Source organism: Streptomyces sp. NPDC037273 (assembly GCF_055603625.1).
In genome coordinates this window covers 1-24,254 of record NZ_JBVJVO010000031.1, presented here as the reverse complement: position 1 = coordinate 24,254, position 24,254 = coordinate 1, and the positions used below count along the sequence as shown (strand labels likewise).

20 protein-coding genes are annotated in these 24,254 nt (G+C 73.7%); 7 read left to right on the top strand and 13 right to left on the bottom strand.

What is annotated here, in order from left to right:
* The first annotated feature begins 209 nt into the window (after positions 1-209).
* Positions 210-1,217 carry a LacI family DNA-binding transcriptional regulator gene (locus tag ACZ7G1_RS38635; protein ID WP_470877320.1) on the top strand — a complete coding sequence of 336 codons (1,008 nt, stop codon included), beginning with the start codon at positions 210-212 and terminating at the stop codon, positions 1,215-1,217.
* 58 nt (positions 1,218-1,275) lie between these two features.
* Here the strand turns inward: ACZ7G1_RS38635 and ACZ7G1_RS38630 are convergent, their stop codons facing one another.
* The 5 genes from ACZ7G1_RS38630 to ACZ7G1_RS38610 form a co-directional block, all read right to left on the bottom strand.
* Positions 1,276-2,559, bottom strand: coding sequence for an MFS transporter (locus ACZ7G1_RS38630; RefSeq protein ID WP_470877112.1), 1,284 nt, complete (start codon positions 2,557-2,559; stop codon positions 1,276-1,278).
* Between the two features lie 14 nt (positions 2,560-2,573).
* Positions 2,574-3,941, bottom strand: coding sequence for a GH1 family beta-glucosidase (locus ACZ7G1_RS38625; RefSeq protein ID WP_470877113.1), 1,368 nt, complete (start codon positions 3,939-3,941; stop codon positions 2,574-2,576).
* Positions 3,942-4,081: 140 nt separating this feature from the next.
* Positions 4,082-4,729 carry a TetR/AcrR family transcriptional regulator gene (locus ACZ7G1_RS38620; RefSeq protein WP_470877114.1) on the bottom strand — a complete coding sequence of 216 codons (648 nt, stop codon included), beginning with the start codon at positions 4,727-4,729 and terminating at the stop codon, positions 4,082-4,084.
* Between the two features lie 402 nt (positions 4,730-5,131).
* Positions 5,132-6,694 carry a glycerol-3-phosphate dehydrogenase/oxidase gene (locus ACZ7G1_RS38615; protein ID WP_470877115.1) on the bottom strand — a complete coding sequence of 521 codons (1,563 nt, stop codon included), beginning with the start codon at positions 6,692-6,694 and terminating at the stop codon, positions 5,132-5,134.
* Positions 6,691-7,290 carry a TetR/AcrR family transcriptional regulator gene (locus ACZ7G1_RS38610; protein ID WP_470877116.1) on the bottom strand — a complete coding sequence of 200 codons (600 nt, stop codon included), beginning with the start codon at positions 7,288-7,290 and terminating at the stop codon, positions 6,691-6,693. Before ACZ7G1_RS38610 ends, ACZ7G1_RS38615 begins: the two co-directional genes overlap by 4 nt.
* Positions 7,291-7,364: 74 nt before the next feature.
* On the opposite strand from ACZ7G1_RS38610, the gene ACZ7G1_RS38605 reads away from it, so the two are divergent.
* Together ACZ7G1_RS38605 and ACZ7G1_RS38600 are read left to right on the top strand one after the other, a co-directional pair.
* Positions 7,365-8,960, top strand: coding sequence for an FAD-binding oxidoreductase (locus tag ACZ7G1_RS38605; RefSeq protein ID WP_470877117.1), 1,596 nt, complete (start codon positions 7,365-7,367; stop codon positions 8,958-8,960).
* Positions 8,961-9,059: 99 nt separating this feature from the next.
* Positions 9,060-9,941, top strand: coding sequence for a diacylglycerol/lipid kinase family protein (locus tag ACZ7G1_RS38600; protein WP_470877118.1), 882 nt, complete (start codon positions 9,060-9,062; stop codon positions 9,939-9,941).
* A 17-nt stretch (positions 9,942-9,958) separates the two neighbouring features.
* On the opposite strand, the gene ACZ7G1_RS38595 is transcribed toward ACZ7G1_RS38600, so the two are convergent.
* Complete coding sequence (locus tag ACZ7G1_RS38595; RefSeq protein ID WP_470877119.1) at positions 9,959-10,531, bottom strand: antibiotic biosynthesis monooxygenase; 573 nt, start codon at positions 10,529-10,531, stop codon at positions 9,959-9,961.
* A gap of 96 nt (positions 10,532-10,627) precedes the next feature.
* On the opposite strand from ACZ7G1_RS38595, the gene ACZ7G1_RS38590 reads away from it, so the two are divergent.
* The 3 genes from ACZ7G1_RS38590 (at position 10,628) to ACZ7G1_RS38580 (ending at position 14,086) form a co-directional block, all read left to right on the top strand.
* On the top strand, positions 10,628-11,050 hold the full coding sequence (locus tag ACZ7G1_RS38590; protein WP_470877120.1) for a hypothetical protein: 423 nt from the start codon (positions 10,628-10,630) through the stop codon (positions 11,048-11,050).
* 83 nt (positions 11,051-11,133) lie between these two features.
* Positions 11,134-12,720: a multicopper oxidase family protein gene (locus tag ACZ7G1_RS38585; RefSeq protein WP_470877121.1), complete on the top strand. Its 1,587-nt coding sequence runs from the start codon at positions 11,134-11,136 to the stop codon at positions 12,718-12,720.
* A gap of 199 nt (positions 12,721-12,919) precedes the next feature.
* Entirely contained in the window at positions 12,920-14,086 is a 1,167-nt protein-coding gene (locus ACZ7G1_RS38580) for an esterase-like activity of phytase family protein (protein WP_470877122.1), read from the top strand.
* Positions 14,087-14,221: 135 nt separating this feature from the next.
* On the opposite strand, the gene ACZ7G1_RS38575 is transcribed toward ACZ7G1_RS38580, so the two are convergent.
* The 6 genes from ACZ7G1_RS38575 to ACZ7G1_RS38550 form a co-directional block, all read right to left on the bottom strand.
* Positions 14,222-16,165 carry an ABC transporter permease gene (locus ACZ7G1_RS38575; RefSeq protein ID WP_470877123.1) on the bottom strand — a complete coding sequence of 648 codons (1,944 nt, stop codon included), beginning with the start codon at positions 16,163-16,165 and terminating at the stop codon, positions 14,222-14,224.
* 91 nt (positions 16,166-16,256) lie between these two features.
* Positions 16,257-17,066, bottom strand: coding sequence for a molybdate ABC transporter substrate-binding protein (modA, locus tag ACZ7G1_RS38570; RefSeq protein WP_470877124.1), 810 nt, complete (start codon positions 17,064-17,066; stop codon positions 16,257-16,259).
* 96 nt (positions 17,067-17,162) lie between these two features.
* Positions 17,163-17,558: a TOBE domain-containing protein gene (locus ACZ7G1_RS38565; RefSeq protein WP_470877125.1), complete on the bottom strand. Its 396-nt coding sequence runs from the start codon at positions 17,556-17,558 to the stop codon at positions 17,163-17,165.
* A 110-nt stretch (positions 17,559-17,668) separates the two neighbouring features.
* On the bottom strand, positions 17,669-18,169 hold the full coding sequence (locus tag ACZ7G1_RS38560) for a molybdopterin-dependent oxidoreductase (protein ID WP_470877126.1): 501 nt from the start codon (positions 18,167-18,169) through the stop codon (positions 17,669-17,671).
* 148 nt (positions 18,170-18,317) lie between these two features.
* Positions 18,318-21,116, bottom strand: coding sequence for a molybdopterin-dependent oxidoreductase (locus tag ACZ7G1_RS38555; RefSeq protein ID WP_470877127.1), 2,799 nt, complete (start codon positions 21,114-21,116; stop codon positions 18,318-18,320).
* Positions 21,113-21,949, bottom strand: coding sequence for an FAD binding domain-containing protein (locus tag ACZ7G1_RS38550; RefSeq protein ID WP_470877128.1), 837 nt, complete (start codon positions 21,947-21,949; stop codon positions 21,113-21,115). Before ACZ7G1_RS38550 ends, ACZ7G1_RS38555 begins: the two co-directional genes overlap by 4 nt.
* A 228-nt stretch (positions 21,950-22,177) precedes the next feature.
* Here ACZ7G1_RS38550 and ACZ7G1_RS38545 point away from each other — a divergent pair, with 228 nt between their 5' ends.
* A complete protein-coding gene (locus ACZ7G1_RS38545) occupies positions 22,178-23,713 on the top strand; it encodes a PucR family transcriptional regulator (protein ID WP_470877129.1) in 1,536 nt (511 codons plus the stop codon).
* Between the two features lie 22 nt (positions 23,714-23,735).
* Here ACZ7G1_RS38545 and ACZ7G1_RS38540 read toward each other — a convergent pair whose 3' ends face one another.
* The gene (locus ACZ7G1_RS38540) at positions 23,736-24,134 is read right to left on the bottom strand and encodes a TOBE domain-containing protein (protein ID WP_470877130.1); all 399 of its coding nucleotides are present in this window, start codon (positions 24,132-24,134) and stop codon (positions 23,736-23,738) included.
* Between the last annotated feature and the right edge of the window lie 120 nt (positions 24,135-24,254).

Genomic DNA, 24,254 nt, shown 5'->3' with positions numbered 1-24,254 from the left:
TGAATGGTTCGGAACCGTAGAGCGCCTTTGACCGGTAAAACAAGAGGTCTGGCGAGAATTGATGGGGGATTCTGTTCGGAAGTGGGGATCTTGGGGTGATCGGGAAGGGGGTGGGGGCGTGGTCGCCCTTGACTCGCCTCGGGCGGGACGCCTACGTTCGGCTCACGTTCATTGACCGGTCAAATGCGGGGGCGGCGCCGATGGTGACGATGCAGGACGTGGCCGCACGCGCCGGCGTCACGAAGCAGACCGTCTCGAACGTCCTCAGCGGGCGGGTCGCCGTACGCCCCGCCACCGCCGCCCGGGTACGCGCCGCGATCGACGAACTCGGCTACACGCCCAACCTGGTGGCACGCTCCCTGGCCACCGGCAGCACCAAGACCGTCGGACTCTTCGTCCCCACCGTGGCGGGCGCCTTCTACTCCGAGGTGGTCGAGACCGCCGAGGACGTGCTGGAGGAGCACGGCTACCACCTGCTGCTCTGCACCACCCGCCTCGACGGCGAGCGGGCCCGCAGACACCTCGCCGGCCTCACCAGCCGGTCCGTCGACGCCCTCCTGATCGCCGGCGACCGCGACCTCATCGACCACCTGCCGCTCCTGGCGGACGCCCGCTTCCCGGTCGCCCTGTGCGCCTGGGAGACCGCAGCCCCCGTCGACTTCCCCGTCGTCACCATCGACTACGAACACGCCGGCTTCCTCGCCGGCCGCCACCTGCGCGAACTCGGCCACGAACACGTCGCCGTCCTGGCCGGCCCCGACCACGCCCCCCGCGTGGCCGGATTCCGCCGCGCCTTCGCCGCCGACGGCCTCACCGTCCCCGACACCGCCGTCCACATCGCGGCCGAAGCCGGCGCCGCCGGTGGTTTCGCCGCCGCGAACGCGGCCTTCGCCGCCGACCCCGCGCTCACCGCGATCTTCGCCACCCACGACATCCTCTCCCTGGGCGTCCTGGAAGCGGCGCGGGCCGCCGGCCGCTCCGTACCCGGCGACCTCTCCCTCGTCGGCCACGACGACGACCCCGAACTGCGCTTCGGCCTCGGACGCCCGGCGCTCACCAGCGTCGCCGTCCCCACCCGCGACATGGCCCGTCAGGCCGTCGAACTCCTCCTCCGCGCCCTCACCGGATCGGGCACGGTCGTCAACTCCCTCCAGCTGCTCCGGCCCGAACTCGTCGTCCGCGACAGCACGCGCCCGCCCCGCCCCGCCGGGGCGTGAGCGAGCGACCGTACGCCGGGTGGGATTCGCGTGCGGGCGTCGACTCCGGCGGCCCGGGTCAGGCCACGCCGCGGATGCGCCCGACCAGGAGGCCGCCGGCGAGGATGGCGAGGGCGGCGGCGACGTAGAGGCCGGTGTAGCCGCCGAGATGGGCGATGACGGGCGAGGCGAGGGCGGGGGCGAGGACCTGGGGGCCGGAGTTGGCGATGTTGATGACGCCGAGGTCCTTGGCGCGGTCGGCGGCCCGGGGGAGTACCTGGGTGACGAGGGCCTGGTCGACGGCGAGGTAGATGCCGTAGCCCGCGCCGAGGACGGCCGCGGCGGCGAGGGCGGCGGGCCAGGTGTGCACGAGGGCGAGGAGGAGGGCGGCGGCGGTCATGATGACGGAGCAGAGGACGACGAAGCCCTTGCGGCGGCCGAGGCGGTCGGAGAGAGCGCCGACGGGGACGGCGGTGCCGGCGGCGCAGACCGTGTAGACGAGGGTGAGGATCAGGACGCCGGTGCCGGGGTCGTCGTAGTGGACGGCGTCGGCGAGGAAGTAGAAGAGGTAGAGGGTGCCGAGGGCGTTGCCCAGGTTGATGAGGAACCGGGTCAGCCAGGCCCAGCCGAAGTCCGGGTGCCGGCGCGGGCTCACCCAGAACGAGCGGGCGAAGGCGCGGGCGTCGAAGGCGGGGCGCAGCGCCCGGGGCAGCGCGGGCTCGCCGTGGCGCAGGACGAAGGGGAGGGCGAGGGCGACGGTGAGGACGGCGAGGACGCCGTAGCCGGCGCCGACGCCGGTGACCAGCATCGTGGTGATCAGGGCGCCGACGACCAGGCCGACGGACTGCATGAGGCCGGTCCAGCCGGAGACCTGCGCGCGCTGGGCGAGCGGGACGCGGTCGGCGATCGGGGTGGTGACCCCGGCCAGCATCGCGTTCAGACCGGCCTGGGCGAGGCACCAGCCGATGGCGACCCCGGCCACGGTGTGCTGCGAGGCGGTGAACGCGAGCCCCGCCGCCCCGGCGAGCGCGCCGCCGAGGATCCAGGGCCGGCGCCGGCCGAACCGGCTCGTCGTCCGGTCCGACCAGGCGCCCGCGAGCGGGTTGACGAGGACCGCGACGAGCGCGCCGAGGCCGGTGACGAGGGAGAGCGCGGCGTTCTTGTCCTGCGGGTCGATGTGTTCGAGCTGGAGCGGCAGCAGGATCTGGATGGGCGTCATGAACGCCATGAAGACGGTGAGCGTGGCCAGCGAGAGGTCCACTGTCCAGCTCGCCTTGACCGGGACGGTCGGCTCGGCCAGGACGGCGGCGGCGCTGGGAGCGGCCGCCGGGTCCGCCGGGTCTGCCTGTGATGCCTGCGCCATCGTGACCCCGTCGCTCAGGGCCGCTGCGAGGCGATGAAGGAGCGGAACCACTCGAAGCTCGCCCGGGGCGTGCGACGGAGCGTGTCGAAGTCCACCTCGATCAGACCGAAACGCTGGTGGTAGCCCTCGGCCCACTCGAAGTTGTCGAGCAGCGACCAGGTGAAGTACCCGCGCACGTCCACCCCTTGGTCCGCGGCGTCGGCGAGCGCGCCGATGTGCCCGGCGAGGTAGTCGATGCGTGCCCGGTCCTCGAGGCCGGCCGGCTGCGAGCACCCGCTCTCGGTGATCCACACCGGCGGAAGGGCGTCGCCGTAGCGGGCCTTGAGGCCGGTGAGCAGCTCGGTCAGCCCGTCGGGGACGACCGGCCAGCCGAACGAGGTCCGCTCGTACGTCTCCTGGGGCTCGGCCAGGTCGAAGGGCAGCCCGGCGGCCGGGTCGGCCGGGGCGGTGACCCAGGTCGGGTTGTAGTAGTTGATGCCGATGCCGTCGATCGGCGCGGCGATGGTGGCGAGATCCCCGTCCCGTACCAGCCCTCCCCAGCTCGGGTCGGTCATGCCGTACGCCGAGAGGTCGGGGTAACGGCCCTTCAGGACAGGGTCGTTGAAGAGCCGGTTGTGCAGGACGTCGTACGCCTCCGCCGCGGCGACGTCCTCGTCCCGCCGGGCGTCGAGACGGAGGCGTACGGGCGTGCAGTTGTTCGCGATCAGCACCTGGCCGCGAGGGACGGCGGCCCGCAGCGCCTCGGTCGCCAGGCCGTGGCCGAGCAGTTGGTGGTGCGCGACGGGCATCGCGTCGAGGAGCAGGGGCCGGCCGGGGGCGTGCACGCCGAAGCCGTAGCCGAACGACATGTGGATGAAGGGCTCGTTGAGCGTGATCCACCGCTTGACCCGGTCACCGAGGCGCTCGGCGGTGACGGCCGCGAACTCGGCGAACCGGTGGGCCGTCTCGCGGTTCATCCAGCCGCCCTCGTCCTCCAAGGCCTGCGGCAGGTCCCAGTGGAAGAGCGTGGGCGTGGGCTCGATCCCGGCGTCGAGCAGCGCGTCGACCAGCCGGTCGTAGAAGTCGAGGCCGCGCGGCTCGACCTTGCCCGTGCCCGTCGGCAGGACCCGCGCCCAGGAGATCGAGAAGCGGTACGCGTCGAGGCCGAGCCGGCGCATCAGCGCCACGTCCTCGTCGACCCGGTGGTAGTGGTCGCAGGCGACGTCGCCGGTGTGCCCGTCGCGGACCGCCCCGGGGCGCCGCACGAAGGTGTCCCAGATCGACGCGCCCTTGCCGTCCTCGTCGTGCGCGCCCTCGATCTGGTACGCCGCGGTCGAGGCGCCCCAGACGAAGCCGGCCGGGAACCGGGGGGTGCGGAGGGGGTCGGTGGAGCTGGTCGTCACGGGGACCTGCCTTCATCGCTGAAGCGAGAGCTGCTCACGTACGGGCCCGCGGACGCACGGCCGAGGGGCCCGCCGTCCGAGGTGGGCCGCAACGTAACATGAACACTCGTTCACGTTCTAGGGCTCGCGCCCGCCCGCGTTCAGCCCTCCGTGGCCGTCAGCCGGCCGCTCAGGTCCTCCCAGTAGCAGTTCAGCATCCGCTTGAGCTCGTCGACGGTCTCCAGGTCCGGCTCGCCCGCTCTCTTGAAGACCTCGTGCAGCACGGCGTTGGAGGCCCAGACCACCATGCGGGTCGCGCGCCGCACGGGCTCACCGCCCGGGCCGCCGGTCAGGTGCTCGATGATGCGGCGGAGGCCGTCGGCGATCAGCGCGTTGCTCGCCTCGTCTGCGCGGGCGAGTTCGGGGCTCAGATGGCGCCCGGCCCAGAGCGTCATGCCGCCCGCCTGGGACCGGAAGAGCTCGGCGTACACGTCGACCATCGTGCCGACCAGGTCCGTCAGTTCACCGCCGACGGCGCGTGCGACGAGGTCGTCGATGGCGGCCTCGAAGGCCTGGAGGTAGCGCTGGCCGAGGGCGTCCACGACGGCGCTCTTGTCGGGATAGAACTGGTAGATGCTGCCGACCGGCGCGCCCGACTCCTCGGAGATCCGCCGCATCGTCAGCGCCTCGTAGCCCTCCTGGGACAGGATGCGGTCGGCGGCGGTGAGGATCGCCTCGACACGGGCCCGGCTGCGTGCCTGCTGCGGCTCCCTGCGCACGCGCGCCCGCGCCCCCGATGCTTCCGCCACGCCACGCTCCCGTCCTCCGCCTGCCGCGAACGTAACACGCGGCCACGACCACACCGGCGGGCGTCGAACCTGGTGGGAGGCGGGCCCGGCACCGGGCGAGGCCCGGAATCCGACGCGGCCCGGCACCGGGCGAGGCCCGGCATCCGACGTGGACCGGCACCGGACGAGGCCCGGCATCCGACGCGGCCCGGCATCCGACGCGGCCCGGCATCCGACGAGGCCCGGCATCCGACGAGGCCCGGCACCGGGCGAGGCCCGGAATCCGACGCGGCCCGCCACCAGATGCGGACCGGCATCGGACGCGGCCCGCCACCGGGCGAGGCCCGGCACCCGACGGGGCCCGGCACCGGACGCGGCCGCTCGGCGGTCCGGTGCCGTGGTGGGGGAGAGGGGCGTCGGTGGTCAGGCGCAGGCGCGGGCGAGGGCCTCGCGGGCCGCCTTCTCGGCCGTGGACCGGTCCTCGGGGATGAGGCCGATGCGGGTGCGGCGGTCCAGGAGGTCGGAGGTGTCGAGGGCGCCCTCGTGGCGGACGGCCCACAGGAGTTCGGCGCCGGTGACCGGGTGGCCGGCGACGACCGGTTCGGCGAGCCGGGGGTCGGCGACGCCGAGGGCGTGCACGGCCGGGGCCTCGACGCCGTAGCGCCGGACGAGACGCGGCGGGACGTCGAGCCCGGCGAGGGTACGCGGGTGGGCGGCGCCGACGAGGGGGACGGACGCGGTACGGCACGGGCCGGCGGTCAGTCCGCGTGCGGCGACGGCGGCGTCGACGGCGTCCTGGGCCATGCGGCGGTAGGTGGTGAGCTTGCCGCCGACGACGGTGACGACGCCGTCGGGCGAGGTCAGCACGGCGTGCTTGCGCGAGATGTCGGACGTGCGGCCCTCCGCGTCCCGGGTGTCGAGCAGCGGCCGCAGGCCCGCGAACGCCCCCACCACGTCGGAGCGGTGCACGGTGACGTCGAGGGCGGAGCCGAGCACGTCGAGGAGGAAGCCGATGTCGGTCTCGGGCACCTCGGGCACGTCCGGGATGTCGCCGTCGACGGGCTCGTCGGTGAGGCCGACGTACACGCGTCCGTCGCCCTGGGGGAGGACCAGGACGAAGCGGTTGGTCTCGCCGGGGATCGGGATGTGGAGTCCGGCGGCGAGGCGGCCGAGGGTTTCGGAGCGCAGCACGAGGTGGGTGCCGCGCGAGGGCCGCAGGCGTACGTCGTCGACGAGGCCGCCCGCCCAGACGCCGGCCGCGTTGATCACCGTACGGGCGCGGACGCGCAGCTCCTGGCCGGTGGTCTCGTCGCGGACCAGCGCGCCGTCGCCGCGGAGTTCGAGGGCCCGGGTGCGGGTGAGGACGCGGGCGCCGTACGCGGCGGCGGTGCGCGCGACGGCGGTCACCAGGCGGGCGTCGTCGGACAGCCGGCCGTCCCAGGACAGCAGGCCGCCGCGCAGCCCGACCGGGCGCAGGGCCGGGGCGAGGTGGCGGGTCTCGACGGCGGAGAGCGTGCGCGGCCTGGGCAGCGTGCGGCGGGAGGTGCGGGCGCCGACGCGCAGCAGGTCGCCGGCGGCGAACCCGGCGCGGGCGAGGGCGGCCTGGCCGCGGCTGACGAGCGGGGTGAGGGGCAGCACGAAGGGCTGGGCGCGCACCAGGTGGGGGGCGGTGCGCTCCATGAGGATGCCGCGCTCGACGGCGCTCTCGTGGGCCACGTCCAGCTGTCCGGAGGCGAGGTAGCGCAGTCCGCCGTGGATCAGCTTGGAGCTCCAGCGGGAGGTGCCGAAGGCGAGGTCGTGGGCGTCGATCGCGGCGACGCTCAGGCCTCGGGTGGCGGCGTCGAGCGCGGCTCCGGCGCCGGTCGCGCCGAGCCCGACGACGAGGACGTCGACGACCTCGCCGTCGGCGAGCCGGTCCAGCTCGCGCCGGCGCCGCCCGGCGTCGAGCGAGGAGCCGGGCAGGGCGGTGCTGCTCGTGGGGTTCATGGCGTGAGGGTCCTCTCCAGCAGGGTGCGCAGCTCGTCGAGGAAGGCTGCTTCGCTCAGTTCGGGATCGGTCTCTTCGGTCATCGTGCGCAGCGAGAGCGTGAAGGACTGGACGACGAGCAGCAGGGAGCGGGCCTGGAGGTCGGCGCGCCCGGGGCGCACGGAGCCGTCCTCGTGCCCGTCCTCCAGCGCCGTGTGCAGCAGCCCGAGCAGGGCGTCCTGGCTGGCGCCGCGCCGGTCGAGGATGTACGGCAGGAGCAGCTCGGGGTCGACGTCGAGGATCTTGTGGAAGAGCGGGTGGGCCCGGAAGGCGGCGGCGCCCGCGACGAGTCCCTCGACGATCCGCTGCCGCTCGGGCAGGTCGTCGTCGGGGGGCGGCATCGCCCCGGCGGCGACGCCGATCCACTCACGGGTCATCAGGTCGCCGACGAGGCTGCGCACGTCGGGCCAGCGCCGGTAGAGGGTCATCCGGGACACGCCCGCGCGCCGGGCGACGTCGGTGAGGGTGGTCCGGCGCACTCCGACGGCGAGCACGCAGTCGCGTGCGGCGTCGAGGACGGGATCTGCGTCCGCATGGTTGTGACGAATGGGCGTCATCTGTCACAGTGTAATGCCAGCGCAGGCCCAGTGGCAGCGCCGTCCGTGAAGCAGACCGTGAGGAACCTCTCGAAGTGGACATGTTGTGGAGTGGCTGGGGCGACCCGGCCAAGGCGGCGCCCCTGCCCGCGTCGGTGACCGGCCTCCTGCGGGACCTGCTCGGCGTCACCCCCCGCGAGAGCGGCCCGGCCGCCCTCGCCGACATCGACGTGCCCGCCCCGGCACTGACCGACGAGGCGAGCGCCGCCCTGCGCGCCGCCGTCGCCGCACCCGACGCCGTGCGGACCGACGCCGAGAGCCGCGTCCGGCACACCCGCGGCAAGTCGACCCCCGACCTGCTGCGCATCCGCGCCGGCGAGGTCGACGACGTCCCCGCCGCCGTCGTCCTGCCCGCCGACCACGACGAAGTCCTCGCCGTGCTCCGCGCCTGCGCCGAACACGGCCTGTCCGCCGTCCCGTTCGGCGGCGGCACCTCCGTCGTCGGCGGCCTCGCGCCCACCACGCAGCGGCCCTTCGTCGCCCTCGACCTGCGCCGCTTCGACCGGCTCCTGAGCGTCGACGAGGTCTCCCGCACCGCGACGCTGCAGCCCGGCCTGCGCGGCCCGCGGGCCGAGGAGCTCCTCAACGAACAGGGCTGGACGCTCGGCCACTTCCCGCAGTCCTTCGAATGGGCCACCGTCGGCGGCTTCGCCGCCGCCCGCTCCAGCGGCCAGGCCTCCGCCGGCTACGGCCGCTTCGACGAGATGGTCCTCGGCCTGCACGTCGCCACCCCCGAAGGCACCCTGTGGACCGGCCGCGCCCCGCGCTCCGCCGCCGGGCCCGACCTCCGCCAGCTGCTCCTCGGCTCCGAAGGCGCCCTCGGCGTGATCACCGCCGTGACCGTCCGCATCCGCCCGCTGCCCGAGAAGCGGGTGTACGAGGGCTGGCGCTTCGCCTCCTTCGAGGCCGGCACCGCGGCGCTCCGCCGCCTCGCCCAGGACGGCCCGCGCCCCACGGTGCTCCGCCTGTCCGACGAGTCGGAGACCTTCATCGGACTCGCCCAGCCCGACGCCATCGGCAACACCGAACTCCCTCAGAACCCCGGCTGCATGGCCATCGTCGGCTTCGAGGGCACCGAGCAGGACACGGCCGCCCGCCGCGCCGCCGCCCGCGAGGTCCTCCTCGCCTGCGACGGCGAGTTCATCGGCGAGGAACCCGGCGACAAGTGGGAGCACGGCCGCTACAACGCGCCCTACCTCCGCGACGCCCTCCTCGACGCCGGCGCCTTCGCCGAGACCCTGGAGACGGCCGCCTTCTGGTCCGCGATCCCCGGCCTCTACACGGCGGTCCGCGACGCCCTCACGAAGGCCCTCACCGACGCCGGCACCCCGCCGCTCGTCATGTGCCACATCTCGCACACGTACGAGAACGGCGCCTCGCTCTACTTCACCGTCGTCTCCGCGCAGGGCGAGGACGCCGTCGCGCACTGGGCGCCGGTGAAGGCGGCGGCCAACGACGCGATCCTCGCGGCCGGCGGCACCATCAGCCACCACCACGGCGTCGGCACCGACCACCGCGACTGGTACGCCCGCGAGATCGGCCCGCTCGGCATCCGCATGCTCCAGGCCGTCAAGTCGGAGATCGACCCGTCCGGCGTCCTCAGCCCCGGGGTCCTGATCCCCCTCCGCTGACCCGGACCGCCACGGGACCGCACCTGCCGCACCGGTCCCGCGGCACCTCCACCCGCACCGCTCCCGCCCCCTTCCCCCGCCGCCCGGAGGCCGTTTCCCATGCGACAGTTCACCGCCGTCGTCAACCCCACCGCAGGGGGTTCCAGCGGCACGGCGGGCCTGCTCCCGCTGGCCCGGCTGCTGCGGGAGGCGGGCGCCCACCTCGACACCGTCTACAGCCGCAGCCTGGAACACGCGCGGGAGCTCGCCCGGGAAGCCGGCGCCAAGGGGCACGTCGTCCTCGCGGTCGGCGGCGACGGCATGGCCGGCACCGTCGGCGGCGCGCTCAGCGGTACGGACACGGTCTTCGGCCTGGTCCCCGCCGGCCGCGGCAACGACTTCGCCCGCGCCCTGGGGCTCCCCACCGACCCGGCCGGCCTCGCCAAGGTCCTGCTCGAAGGCGAGCCGCGCGCGGTCGACACCATCGAGGTGGAGTCCGGCCGGCACGACCGCGTGTGCGTCCTCGGCAGCGTGTACGCCGGCGTGGACGCGGTCGCCAACCGGCACGCCAACAACTCCCGCCTGCTGCGCGGCGCCGCCTCCTACTACGCGGGCGGCCTCCGCGCGGTCCTCGCCTGGAAGCCCGCCGCGTACCGCCTCACCATCGACGGCGTCCGGCACGAGCGCACCGGCTACACCGTGGTCGCGGCCAACTCCGGCTTCTACGGCTTCGGCCGGAACATCGCGCCCGGCGCCCGCGTCGACGACGGCCTCCTCGACGTCGTCGTCATCAAGGAGGCGCCGAAGCGGCTCTTCTTCGCCATGATGAACGAGCTGAAGACCGGCGCCCACGTCGAGCGCCCCCAGATCGAGATCCTCCGCGGCAAGGAGATCCGCATCGAAGCCGACCGCCCCCTGCCGTACGGCGCCGACGGCGAGGTCGACGCCACCCTCCCGGTGACCCTCAGGGTCCTCCCCGCCGCCCTCCGCGTCCTGGCCTGACCGCCGCCGGACGACCGCTACGGGGTGAGCCAGCGGCGCAGCAGTCTGCTGACCGCCGGCATCGCCACGTACGTCATGAGCACGTTGAACACACCGGCGACGACCGCGCTGCTCAGCAACAACGGCAGCGCGGTCAGACGCGGCACCAGGAACAGGCTGCCGAGCACCGAGATCGGATAGATCGCCAGCGTCGCGCTGACCGCCATCTTCCAGCGCGGCGGCGCCGGCCGCGTCGAACCCGGCTTCGCGAACCACGTCTCCATGCCTGTGAGTCGGCGCCGCGCGATCTCCGTGTGGTGATGCCCCTGGCAGTCCGCGAACCACGCGGCCCGCTCCGGCGACTCCTGCCACGCCCGGCAGGCCGCCGCGTCCCGGAACCGGTGCACCAGGAACCAGGGGGCGTCACCGCCGGAGGACCGGAAGAGCCCGTACCCCAGATGCCCGGGGAAGGTGGCCGCCGTGTCCAGGATCCCCTGCGCCCACACCTCGAAGGCGGCCTCATGGCCGGGCTCCACCCGACGGGCTATCAGCAGCGTCACCTCGCCGGTGTCGGCGGGAACGGTGGCATGCTCAAGGCTGACCGCGGTCACACGAACTCCTCATGATCACACCGCGCCCGCGCCCACTGTACGGCGTGCCCGGGACCGGGGCCGCCCTCCCATACCCCCTCCCGGTATGATGAACGGGTGCTGTCCGAGACGACGAGGCGCCCGAGCGCGGCCACGGGATGGAGCAGCCCCCTGCTCGCCGCCGCCCTGCTCATCGGAATCGTCCTCATGCACGTCCTCGGCCACCCCGGCGAGCACGCGCCCTCCGCGCACCCGACGGCCCCACAAACCACCACGGTCGCAGCCGGCCACGCCACCCCTGCCGGCCACGCCGCCCACCCCGAGCCCGCCCATGGCGCGGGCGCCGGTGTCGCCACGGTGTGCCTGGCCGTGCTCGGCGCGGGAATCGGCCTCCTCCTGGCGGCCCGTGGCGCGCTCGTACGCCGCCGCGGCGAGGCCGCCGTGCCGGGGGCCGGGCGGATCGCCCACGCCCTGTGGGCGATCCCGCCGCCCGCGCCGCCCGGATCCCTCCTGACCCGTCTCTCGACGCTGCGCGTATAGGCGGACCGGCCGCTCGGCACGCCCGAGCGGAACACCGCCCTGTTCCCGCCTTCGCACCGACCACGTCAAGAGGTTCCACCGTCATGTCCCGACCCACCCGACGTACCGTCCTCGGCGCCGGACTCGCCGCCGCGGGCACCGGCCTGCTGACCGCCTGTTCCGGCTCCATGAACGGCATGGACCACTCCTCCGGCGGGGCGGGCACGCCGCCGTCCGCCGGCTACCTCACGCCCGACGGTGCGGAAGTCCGCGCGACCGAGGCCCTCCGCAAGCCCGGCCCGGAGCGCGGGTTCACGCTCACGGCCGTGGAGACGCCGCTCGACCTCGGCGGCGGCCGTACCGTCCGCTCCTGGGCGTACGGAGACGAGCTCCCCGGCAGGGAAGTCAGGGTCACCGCCGGTGACACGCTCGCGCTCACCCTCGCCAACAACCTCCCCGCGCCCACCTCCGTCCACTGGCACGGACTCGCCCTCCGCAACGACATGGACGGCGTCCCCGGCCTCACCCAGCGCGACATCAAGCCGGGCGCCTCCTTCGACTACCGCTTCGCGGTCTCCCACCCCGGCACCTACTGGTTCCACCCTCACTCGGGCGTCCAACAGGACCGGGGCCTGTACGCGCCGCTGATCGTCGAGGACCCCAAGGAGCCGCTGGCGTACGACAGGGAGTGGGTGATCGTCCTCGACGACTGGGTCGACGGCGTCGACGGCTCCACCCCGGACGCCGTCCTCGCCGAGCTGAGCAAGGGCATGGGTACGGGCATGGGCATGGGTACGGGCACAGGCCCGGGCATGGAAATGGGCGGCATGGACCACGGCGGCGGCTCCGGCACGCCTTCCGGTCCCTCCCGGATGCTCATGGGCGCCACCAGTGCCCTCCTCGGCGGCGACGCCGGCGACGTGGGCTACCCGTACTACCTGATCAACGGCCGTACGCCGGAGGACCCGCGGACGTACACGGCCAGGCCCGGCGACCGGGTCCGGCTGCGCGTCATCAACGCGGGCGGCGACACCGCGTTCCGCCTCGCCCTCGGCGGCCACCGGTTCACCGTCACGCACGCCGACGGCTTCCCGGTCGAGCACACCCAGGCCGACGCGCTCCTGCTCGGCATGGGGGAGCGCATCGACGCCCTCGTCACCGTCGGGGACGGCGTCTTCCCGCTCACCGCGCTCGCCGAGGGCAAGAACCGCACCGCCCTCGCCGTCCTGCGCACCGGCGGCGGCGCGGCGCCGACCGCCTCCGTACGCCCCAAGGAGCTGTCCGGCGAGGTCGTCCACGGCGGTCGGCTCAAGGCGGCGGAGTCCGTACGGCTGCCGGCCGCGCGGCCCGACACCACCATCGAGTTCAGGCTCACCGGCTCGATGGCGGCGTACGACTGGGCCGTCAACGGCGAGAAGTACGACCCCGCGCGGCGCTACCCGGTCCGTTCGGGCGAGCGCGTGCGCCTGTCGTTCGTGAACGCCACGACCATGTGGCACCCGATGCACCTGCACGGCCACACGTACGCGCTGGCCGACGGCGGCGCGCGGAAGGACACCTCGATCGTGCTGCCGGGCAAGACACTCGCCGTCGACTTCGACGCCGACAACCCCGGTCTGTGGATGGTCCACTGCCACAACGTCTACCACGCGGAGTCGGGGATGATGACCGTCCTCGGCTACCGGAAGTAGCCCTGCGAAGCCCGGGCCCGGACCTGCGGACCCGGGCTTCGCGCTGCCGGAAATCGATCGCGCGTACGGTGACTCGCGGAAACACTCGTCGAACATGTATCGCAACATGGGCGGTTGACCTGCGCCGAACTGACGGACCGTCGGCAACTACCCGGTTGGGCGACTGTGGTGCCGGGCGAGGAACGACAAGATCATCGACATGAGTTCTTCTCTGACGCGCCGCGCGTGCGCCGTTGCCCTCCTGCTGACCTCGACCCTGGCCCCCGCCGTGGCCGTGGCCGCCCAACCCGGCGGTCCCGGAGCGGAGTCGGCGCGGGCGGCGCACGCCCGTCTGCTCGGCGAAAAGATCGTGCCGCACAAGCTCGAATTCCAGGGCACCACCGTCGGCGGCCTCTCCGGCATCGACCGCAACCGGTGCACCGGCGAATACGTGTTCATCAGCGACGACCGCTCGTACCTCCAGCCCGCCCGCTTCTACACCGCCGCGCTCGACGTGGACGCCGACGGCGTGCACTCCGTCGACTTCACCGGCACCCATCCCTTCCTCCAGCCCGACGGCTCGGTCTACCCGTCGCCGACCCTCGGCGACGGCAAGGCCGTCGACCCGGAGGAGATCCGCGTCGACCCGCGCACCTGCGACTACTGGTGGGGCCAGGAGGGCGACCGCCCCAAGACCGTCGGCCCGCCGGTCGTCCAGCCGTCCATCCAGTACGCCTCGCCCACCGGCAGCTACCTCGGGCAGCTGAAGCTCCCGGCGAACTACACGATCACCATGGAAGAGCGCGGCCCGCGCCGCAACCAGGCGATCGAGGCGCTCACCTTCGGCCCCCAGGGCCGCGTGGTGACCAGCGCGATCGAGGGACCGCTGCTCCAGGACGGCCCGGAGCCGACCGTGGAGCACGGCGCACTCGTCCGCGTCACGCGCCAGAGCCGCGACGGCAAGGTGCTCGGCCAGTTCGCCTACCCCCTGGAGAAGATCTTCGCCGTCAACGACCCCGACAGCCCCTGGGGTCCCGACACCGGCGTCCCGTCCCTCCTCGCCTTCCCCGACGACCCGCAGCGCTACCTGGTCCTCGAACGGACCTGGGTCGCCGGCGCCGGCTACAAGGTCCGCCTGTTCGACGCCACCACGCGCGGCGCGACCGACGTGCGGGCGATGGACTCCCTCGCGGGCCGGACCGTCACCGCGATGCGCAAGACCCTCGTCGCGGACTTCGCCGACCTCGGCCTCTCCACCGTCGACAACACCGAAGGCATGACCTGGGGCCCGGACCTGCCCAACGGTGAGCGCTCGCTGATCCTCGTCAGCGACGACAACTTCGCCGCCGACGCCGTCACGCAGATCGTCGCCCTCGGCATCCGCTAGATCCGGCAGGCGCGGCTCGGCCCGAGAACCGCCGCACTCCCGATGGACGGGGGTGCGGCGGTTCTTCCACGACAACGCGGCCACCGTGTACGGCCTTGGGCCGCCGGCAGGCCGGTGATGACATCCGGCGGCGGGTCAGAGGGGGACGAGCGTCGCTTCGGTGGCCTTGACGCTGGTCCACACGGGGACGCCGTCGGCGAGGCCGAGTTCGGCGGCGGACTGGGGGGTGATCTCGGCGACGAGGTCGGGGGCGTGGGGGGAGGTGACGAGGACGCGGAGGCGGCTGCCGCTGGTGGTGATCTCGCGGACGGTGCCGGGCCAGACGTTGCGGGGGCTGCCGGTGGGCTTGGTGCGGTGCAGGGAGACGGCTTCGGGGGCGACGATGGCGAGGGCGGGGGTGCCGGGGGCGGGGGGATCGGTGGCGACGAGGGTGCCGCCGCCGTCGAGGGCGAGGCCGTCGGGGGTGGCGGTGCCGGGCCAGGCGTTGCGGCCGAGCATGCGGGCGACCCAGGGGGAGCGGGGGTGGCGGGTGACTTCGGCGGGAGTCGCGTCCTGGAGGGCGCGGCCGTCGTCGAGGACGAGGACGCGGTCGGCGAGGGAGACGGCCTCGACGGGGTCGTGGGTGACGATGAGGCAGACGCCGCCGAAGCCGGCGAGGTGGGTGCGCAGGGTGTGGCGTACATGAGCGCGGGTGGTCTGGTCGAGCGCGGCGAGCGGTTCGTCCAGGACGAGGAGCCTGGGGCGGGCGGCCAGCGCGCGGGCCAGGGCGACGCGGCCCGCCTGGCCGCCGGACAGCTGGGTCGGGCGGCGGTGGGCGAGGTGGCCGACGCCGAGCCGGTCGAGCCAGGTCCGCGCCTCGCGCCGGGCCTCGGCGCGCGGGACGCCCTGGGCGCGCAGGCCGTAGGCGGTGTTGGCGAGGGCCGTCATGTGGGGGAAGAGGGCGCCGTCCTGGGGGACCCAGGCGACGCGCCGCCGGTGCGGCGGCAGGGCGGTGACGTCGGTGTCGCCGAGGGTGAGGTCGGCGTGGGCGCGGGGGGTGAGGCCGAGGAGGGCGCGGAGCAGGGTGGTCTTGCCGGCGCCGTTCGGTCCGACGACGGCGATGGTGGTGCCGGGTTCGGCGTCCAGGGTGAGCCGGGTGAAGCCGGTGACGTCGGCGTGCAGCGCCCAGCGTTCGGAGGAGGGGGCGGGGGCGGGCGTGTCGGTCGTCGCGGGCACTTCCGGGGCGGCCGGCTCCCCGCCGGAGTCCGGGGCGGTGGGCTTGGCGGCACGGTCGGCGGGGGTGCCCGTCCAGCGGCCGCGCAGGGTGATCAGTACGGCCATGGCGATGGCGAGCAGCAGGAGCGAGACGGACGTGGCGGCCTCGGGCTCGTCCTGGAGGAGCAGGTAGACCTGGAGGGGGAGGGTCTGGGTGGTGCCGGGCAGGTTGCCGGCGAAGGTGATCGTCGCGCCGAACTCGCCGAGGGCCCGGGCCCAGGTCAGGGCCGCGCCGGCGATGACGCCCGGGGCGACCATGGGCAGGGTGACGGTGAAGAAGACCCGCAGCGGTGAGGCGCCGAGGGAGGCCGCCGTCTCCTCGTAACGGGGCCGGAGGCCGCCGAGGGCGCCTTCGAGGCTGATGACGAGGAAGGGCATCGCGACGAAGGTCGCGGCCAGGACGGCGCCCGAGGTGTGGAACGGCAGGGTGATGCCGAAGGTGTGCTCGAGCCACGGGCCGAGGAGGCCTCGGCGGCCGAAGGCGAGGAGCAGGGCGACGCCGCCGACGGTGGGCGGCAGGACCATCGGCAGCAGGACCAGCGAGCGGACGAAGGCCTTGCCGGGGAAGGGCACGCGGGCCAGGAGCCAGGCCAGCGGGACGCCCAGGAGGAGCGAGAGTCCCAGCGCCCAGAAGGAGACGAGGAGCGAGAGCTTCAGGGCCTGGACGGTGCCGGGGGAGCCGAGGTGCCGCGCGAGTTCGCTCCACTCCGTGCGGGCGAGGATGCCGACCAGGGGCAGCGCCAGGAAGGCGACGGCCGCGAGCGCGGGCAGCGCGAGGACGAGGGGCGGCCTGGCGCCGGAGGTGCGTACGCCTGCTCGTTTCATCGGTGGTCCCGGGAGAGGAGTGGGGATGCGGAAGGGCTGCCCGTCCCCCCGTGGGCGGGCAGCCCCGACGCGATCCGGGGGTCGCGGACGGTTACGGCTTCTGGAAGCCGGCGTCCTGGAGGATCTTCTGGCCCTCGGGCGAGGACAGCCAGGCGACGAACGCGGCGGCGGCCGCGGCGTTCTTCGACTCCTTCAGTGTGGCCGCCGGGTACTCGGCGATGGCGTTCTGGTCGTCGGGGATCTCCACCGCGTCGACCTTGTCCTTCGCGCTCTCGGCGTCGGTCTTGTAGACGAGGCCCGCGTCGGCCTCGCCCAGCTCGACCTTGCTGAGCACGGCGCGCACGTTGGGCTCCTGGGAGACCGGCTTCACCGTGATCTTCTGCGCGTCGAGGATCTTCTTGCTGTACTTGCCCGCCGGGACCTCGGGCGCCGCGAGGACGACCTTCAGCTTGGTGTCCGCGAGGTCCTTGAGGTCGTCGACCTTGAAGGGGTTGCCCTCGCCGGTGGCGATGACGAGCCGGTTCTTCGCGATGACCACGGGAGCGTTCGTGTCGGCCTTCACCTTGGCCATGCTCTTGGTGTCGGCGGTGACCAGGGCGTCGGCGGGGGAACCCTGGGCGACCTGGGCGACGAGCTCCTGGGAGCCCGCGAACGAGAAGGTGATCTTCGTGCCCGGGTGGGACTTCTCGTACGCGGCGCCGGCCGTCTTGAACACGTCGGTCAGGGACGCGGCGGCGAGGACCGTGAGGTTCGCCTGGGGCGCGGCGCTCGCGGAGCCGGTGGCGCCGGAGGTGCCGGCGTCCTTCTTGGTGTCGTCGCTTGAGCAGGCCGCGAGCGGCACGAGCAGGGCGGCGGTGAGGGCGGCGGCAGCGGCGCGGCGGCTGGTGACGGTGAGGGACATGGCGGCCTGAACTCCTTGGGGACGAAAGGGAAGTGCGGAGAGAGCGGGGCCGGTCGCGCCGACGGCCGAGACGTCTCGGTACTGCGTGAGGGGTGCTCAGGTGCGGTCGATGTGCACGCTGGTCGACTTCACGCGGGCGGTGGCCTGCATGCCGACTTCCAGTCCCAGTTCCTCCACGGCCTCCCGGGTCAGGAGGGACACCAGCCGGTGCGGACCGGCCTGGATGGTGACCTGGGCCGCGATGTCGCCGAGCTTGATCGCCGTGACGATGCCGGGGAACGCATTGCGCGCCGAGGTGTACGACGCGTCGTCGTCCTCGCCGCCCTGCGCCGCGATCTCCACGGAGAACGCCGCGAGGGACTTCCCGTCGATCACGCGCCGCCCGCTCTCGTCGCGGTGGGTGGCGACCCGCCCCGCGTCCGCCCAGCGTCGGGCGGTGTCGGGGCTCACGCCGAGGAGCCGGGCGGCCTGGCCGATCGTGTAGGACTGCATATGCGACACGTTAGGGCTGGATCTCCCTCATCTGCAACAAACTAGTGGGACTCTCCATGGCGAATGAGAGGTCGCTTGGAGGAAGGGACGAGGTGAACCATCCCCTGGTCTCACCCCTCGGACGGAGGGGTTCCGGGCAGCCGGTGCGCGCCGATCCAGATCCCGGTGACGGCACTGACGTAACGGGCCCCGCAGCGGTCGGACGGGACGACGAGCTGCGTGCCCGAGGCGTCGAGGTCCTCGTCGTCCAGGCGGGTCGCGAGCAGCACCGGGGCGTCGCCGAAATCGGCGTCGATCTCCGCCCAGGACAGCACGGCGTGATGCCCGTCCCCACCGCTCACCGCCACCAGGAAGCGCGAGCGCTCCTTCCGGCGCGCCGGGTCGAAGGCGGGCCGCGCCACGGCCATCACCTCGCGCAGCAGCGGTCCCGTGAACGTGTGCCGCTGCGGCCCCGCCGTGGCGCAGTCGAAGACCACCTCGGCCCGGTGCTGCCGCCACCCTCGGCGCAGATCGTCGACGGTGAGCGTGGCGGGGTGGGCCACGTCCCCCCAGACGGCGAAGGAAGCGGTGTCCACGGACCGTGTGTCGGGTGCGGTGCTCGGTCGGGTCATGGCGAGTCCCCCTCGGGGCGGTGGGTGCGGCGGCTGCGCGCAGTGATACCCGACCGCCGGTGCGGGGAACCGTGTCTGCCAGGTGAATCAGGCCCACAGGCCGGTATTTGTGAGCTTGGTACGAGAGCCGGGCTCACATCCTCCCGGTCTATCGACCGACGCCCCGGGCCTTGTCGTCGAGGGCCAGCCAGACCCGGTCGCGGGTGAGCGGGAGCTCGGTGAAGCGGATGCCGGTGGCGTCGCGCAGGGCGTTGGCGAAGGCGGGGGCCACCGGGTTGAAGGGGCTCTCGCTCATGGACTTGGCGCCGAGGGGGCCGATGGCGTCGGTGGTCTCCGTGAAGTGGACCTCGGTGCGGGGGACGTCGGCGTACTGGGGGAGCCGGTAGCGGCGGAAGGCGGCGGTGGTGACCTCGCCGCGCCCGTCGACGCGGACGGTCTCGAAGAGCGTGGCGCCCAGGGCCTGGGCGACGCCGCCCTCGACCTGGCCCCGGCACTGCATGGGGTTCATGACCTTGCCGGCGTCGGCCGAGTGCACGCTGCGCAGGATGCGGATCTCGCCGGTGTCCGGGTCGACCGCGACACGGAACCACTGGGCGTTGAAGGCGACCGAGCGCGGAGAGCCGCCCCAGTGGCCGTCGGCCGACAGCTCCTCCGCCGCGCCGAGCGCGTGCCCCGCCTCGTACAGCTCCTTCAGCGTGACCGTGCGTCCGGCGCAGTCGACCGACTCGGTGCCGAGGACGCACAGGTGCCGGGCGACGCCGCTGTGCCGGGCGGCGAGGGTGCGGAGCCGTTCCGCCAGGGAGGTCGCGGCGAGGAGGACGGCCTTGCCGGCGACGACAGTGCCGGCTGAGCCGAAGGCGCCGGTGTCGTGGCGGACGACGTCGGTGTCGGACTGGCGGACGGTGGTCCGGTCCTCGGTGGTGTTCAGGGCGCCCGCGGTGATCTGCTGGTGGACGGTGGTGGTGCCGTTCCCGAACTCGGCGGTGCCGACCGCGATGTCGTACGTGCCGTCGTCGAGGAGCGAGACGCGGGCGTCGGCGTAGTGGCCGCCCGGCGGCCCGGTGGCGATCATCGCGAGGCCGGTGCCCTGCCCGACCAGCCAGCCTTCCGGCGCGTCCTCGGCGCCGCGGTCCTCGGCGATGGCCTTCCTGACCACCGACAGGCACTGGTCGAGCCCGTAGGAGGCGATGTACAGGTCCTCCTCCTCGCCGATCGGGCTGTGCATGGCGTCTCCGGGGCCGATGACGTTCTTCTCCCGGAAGACGAGCGGGTCCATGCCGAGCCGGCGGGCGAGCTCGTCCATGACGGACTCGACGGCGAAGGTGACCTGGCCGAGGCCGTAGCCCCTGAAGGCGCCGGCCGGGACGACGTTGGTGTAGACGGAGTAGGCGTCGACCTTCTTGTGCGGGGCGCGGTAGACGGCGAAGGACTCGCCGCCGCTGTGGAACATGACGGCGGGACCGTGGTTGCCGTACGCGCCGGTGTTCGACACCACCCGCATCCGCACGGCGGTGAGGGTTCCGTCGGCGCGCGCCCCCACCTTGATGCCGATGGTGAACGGGTGCCGGGTGGTGGCTCCGTAGAACTGCTCGGCCCGGGTGTACTCCAGCTTCACCGGCCGGCGCAGCTTCAGCGCGGCGAGCGTCACGACGTCCTCGGTGAGCATCTCCTGCTTGCCGCCGAAACCCCCGCCGACCCGGCCCGCGACCACCCGCACCTCGTCCTCCGGCAGCCCGTACAGCGCGCACAGCGCACGGCGGGTCAGGAACGGCGTCTGGGTGGAGGAGCGGACGGTGAGGCGCTCGCCCGTGCCGTCCTCCTTCGGCTCGAAGTACGCCACGCAGCCGTGCGTCTCCAGGCTCGCGTGCTGCACGCGCTGGGTGCGGAAGGTCTCCTCGTACACGACGTCCGCCTCGGCGAAGCCGTCCTCGACGGAGCCGATCTCGCCGTGGACCTCGCCCGCGACGTTGTTCTCGACCCGCGCGATGCGCGCCTCCGGTCCCTTGCCCTCGTGGATGACGGGCGCGCCGGGGCGCATCGCCTCCTCCGGGTCGGTCACGTACGGGAGTTCCTCGTAGGTGACCTCGACGCGTCGGCAGCCCTCCTCGGCGGCCCCCTCGCTTTCGGCGACCACGGCCGCGACCCGCTGCCCGACGTAGCGGACGACGTCGTCCAGGACCCGGGTGTCGTCGGGGTCCTCGGTGGGGTGTTCGTGGCGGGCGGAGGAGTACAGCGTCGGCGGCGCGTCCTCGTGGGTGAGGACGGCGACCACGCCCGGTACGCGCAGGGCGGCCGCGGTGTCGATCGCGAGGATCCGGGCGTGCGGGTGCGGGGAGCGCAGCAGCTTCATGTGCAGCAGTCCGGGCACCTCGACGTCGAAGGTGTAGCGGGCGGTGCCGGTGACGACCTGCGGGCCGGCCGGCGCGCCCACGTTCCGGCCCACGGCCTTTCCGGCGCAGGGACGTTCGACGTGCTTCACGCCCCGGACGGCGTCCTCGACGGCCCGGTAGCCCGTGCAGCGGCAGATGTTGCCCTTGAAGGCGCGCGGAAGGTCGTCCAGCTTCCCGTCGTCGTGCTCGGTCCCCCGCTCGGCCTCCAGGGCGGCCGTCGTCATGAGGAATCCGGCGGTGCAGAAACCGCACTGGTAGCCCTGTGCGTCGAGGAACCGCCGCTGTACGGGGTGGAGTTCGCCGTCGGGTGAGGCGAGGCCCTCCACCGTGGTGACGGTTCGGCCCTCCGCCCGCACGGCCGGGTACAGGCAACTGTGCACGGGCTCGCCGTCGACGTGCACGGTGCAGGCGCCGCAGTCTCCGGCGTCGCAGCCCTTCTTGACGCCGAACCAGCCGCGCTCGCGCAGATAGGTGCGCAGGCACTGGCCGGCGCGAGGCGTCTCGTCGTGGTCGCGGCCGTTCACATGGAGCCGGAATCCCGGCGACTGCTCGCTCATCGGACTCCTCCTTCCGTCAGGGTGGTGAGTTCGCGGCGGACCTCTTCGGCGAGGCGCAGGGCCATGTGCCGTCGCCACGCGGGCAGTCCGTGGATGTCGTCGAACCACGCGTCGGGTCCGACTGCCTCGTCGACGGCCTCGCGCAGCCGCGCCCGGTCCGGCGGCAGCGGGAACCAGAGGCGGAACGGCCGTACGGTCGCCGCGGTGACCGTCACCGCCAGCGAACCGTCCACCGGGTCGAGTGCCCCGATCACCAGCGCGCCGGAGCGGCCGAGCCCGTACAGGGAGGCCTGACGGAACGCCGTACGGCACCGGAGAGCGCGGGCGGGCAGCGTCACCGAGCGCAGCAGCTCGCCCTCGCCGAGGTCCGTGACGCCCGCGCCCTTGACGAAGTCGACCACCTTGACCTCGCGCAGGGCGCCGCCCTGCGCCTGGAGCAGGCACGTGCCGTCGAGGGCGGCGGTGAGCGAGATCATCGGTCCCGCGGGCAGGCCGTTGCAGAGGTTGCCGCCGACGGTCGCCATGTTCCAGATCTTGAACGAGGCGAGGAACGCCCGGCAGCACTGCTCGAACAGCGGCGCGGCGGGCGCGTCCAGGAACCGGCGCCCGAACCGGGAGAGTTGGGTGATCGTGCACGTCGCGGCGATCTCCAGGGAACCGTCCGCGTGCCGGGTGAGCGGCTGCCAGCCCATCCGGCTCAGGTCGACCAGGCGCCGCAGCCCCGGCTGTGGCTCGGAGAAGAGGTACGTGCCGCCGCCGAGCCACGCGTCGCCCGGCCGCCACGGCTCGTGCCGCCGCGCGTCCCGCACCTCCGCGATCGTATGGAGATCCATCCCCGCCCCCGCCTTTCCGACCGGTGTGTTCAGGCCAGTGAAGCCGGGAGGCGGCGGCGGAACGACTGGACGCGACGCCGGAAAACGTCCACTCCGCGAGGCGGCGCCCTGGAGAATCAACCAAGAGCTGTTTTCCGCCTGCGCCCGTGCATCTACGATGTCTTCTCTCGCATTCACCTCGTGAATGTGTCTGCGGGGCCGTTCCCGTGACCGCGCTAGGAGCCTCTTGTGCACGTCGACCACCTCCTCCGTCTCGACCGCCTGGACCTCGCCCTCGTCTGGGGCGACGAGGCTTTGCTCGGCCAGGAGATCGGTGGGGTCACGGCGACCGACCTGGAGGACCCGGCGCGGTTCCTGCAGCCCGGGGAGATCGTGCTGAGCGGACTCGTGTGGTGGAGCTGCGGCGGCGACCCCGGCAAGACGCGGCGCTTCGTGTCCGCGCTGCGCGAGGCGGGCGCGGTCGCGCTCCTCGCCGGCGAGGAGACCCATGGAGAGGTGCCGGGGGAAGTGGCCGAGGTCTGCCGCGAACAGCGCGTCCCCCTCATCGCCGTCCCGGCGCACACCAGCTTCCGGGCCATCACCGAAGCCGTGTACCTCCGGCAGTGGAGCGAGCTCAGCCGCCGGCCCACGGACCACTTCGCCCTGCCCGAGAACGTCCGCCTGGACCTCGACCGGGCCCTGGAGAACGGGGCGACGGCCGGCGAACTGCTCGACCGGGCCTTCGCCCATCTCGGCACCCCCGCCTGCCACTTGCTGACCGGCAGCGGCCGCACCGTGGCCCGCACGGCTTCCGCCACGGCGGAACTTCCCGCCCAGCGCGCCGCCGAGGTCCTACGCGGCGGCCACGGTACGACGGTGCGGGTCGACGCCGACGGCACGGTCTACGACACCTGGCACCTCCACCTGCCCGAGGCGGGCCAGGTGCCCCCGCGGGTCCTCCAGGAGATAGCCGAACTCCTGGGCCGCCACCGGCACCGCCAGGACCGGCACCGGGCCGCGAGCGGCGCGGCCTTCGCGGAACTCGCGGAAGCCGTCGGCGCCGCCCGGTTCGAGGCCCACCGCGTGCACGGCGCGCTCGCCTCCTGCGGCCTCGGCGACCGGGACGCGTACACCGTGGTCGTCGCCGCCCCGGAAACGCCCGGCGAAGCCGGTGCCGAGGGCGTCGCCGCGCTCGCGGAAGCACTGCGCCACGTGCCGTGCGTCGCCTCGGCGGTCGCCGAAGGCCCTGCCGGCGAGGCCATCGCCATCGTCGCGCACGACAGCGGGGCGGCTTCGGCCGTGCGGGCGCGCCTCGGAGCCGTATGGCCGTCGATCCACGCCTGCGCACCGGACACCCGCCTGCACGCCGGCGTCAGCGAGCCCGCCGCCTCCCCGACCGGGCTCGACACCGCGCTGACCCAGGCCCGTTACGCCCTGGCCGCGGCCCGCACCACGACGCCGCCGCAACCGCGCGTCGCCGGCCTCTGCGACTTCGACGGCCTCGGCAAGCTCATGTCCGGCATCCCCGCCGACGTACGGGACGTGTACCGGCGGACGGTCCTCGGGCCGCTCCTCGGCGCCGGCCGCGGCTCGGGCGCGATGCTCCTGGAGACCCTGGAGGTCTTCCTCGCCCACGACTGCTCCTGGGCGAGGACGGCCGAGGCCCTCCACGTCCACGTCAACACGGTCCACTACCGCATCGAGCGCGTCGAGAACCTCACCGGCCGCGACCTGTCACGCCTCGACCACAAGGTGGACCTGCGGGCGGCGCTGCTCTGCCGCTGACGGGCGCGACGGGGGCAGCCGGTCAGGGCACGTCGATGTGCACGCTCGTCGACTTCACCCGGGCCGTCACCGTGACGCCCACGTCGAGCCCCAGCTCCTCCATGGCCTCCCGGGTCACCAGGGAGACCAGCCGGTGCGGCCCGGCCTGGACCTCCACCTGCGCGGCCACATCGTCGACCCGCAGCCCCGTGACGATCCCCACGAAGGAGTTCCGGACCGAGGTGGACACCTCGTCCTCGGGTACGGCATGCAGTCCGGCACCCCGCTCCTGAGCGAAGCGGGCCAGCGCCGTTCCCTCGATCAGCCGCTTGCCGGAACCGTCCCGTTCCATGGCCAGCTTGCCACCGTCCGCCCACCGGCGAACGGTCTCCGAACTCACTCCGAGCAGCTGCGCGGCTTGCCCCATGCTGTACGACGGCACCCTCGCACCCTAGGGGGTGTCTTGTCGATCAGGCCAGGCTCGCGACGCCTGGCACCGCGCCTCGCCGCGTTGTCGTCGGTCCACAACGCTCCGCGTTGCCTCCCTCCTCCGCCTTGCGAT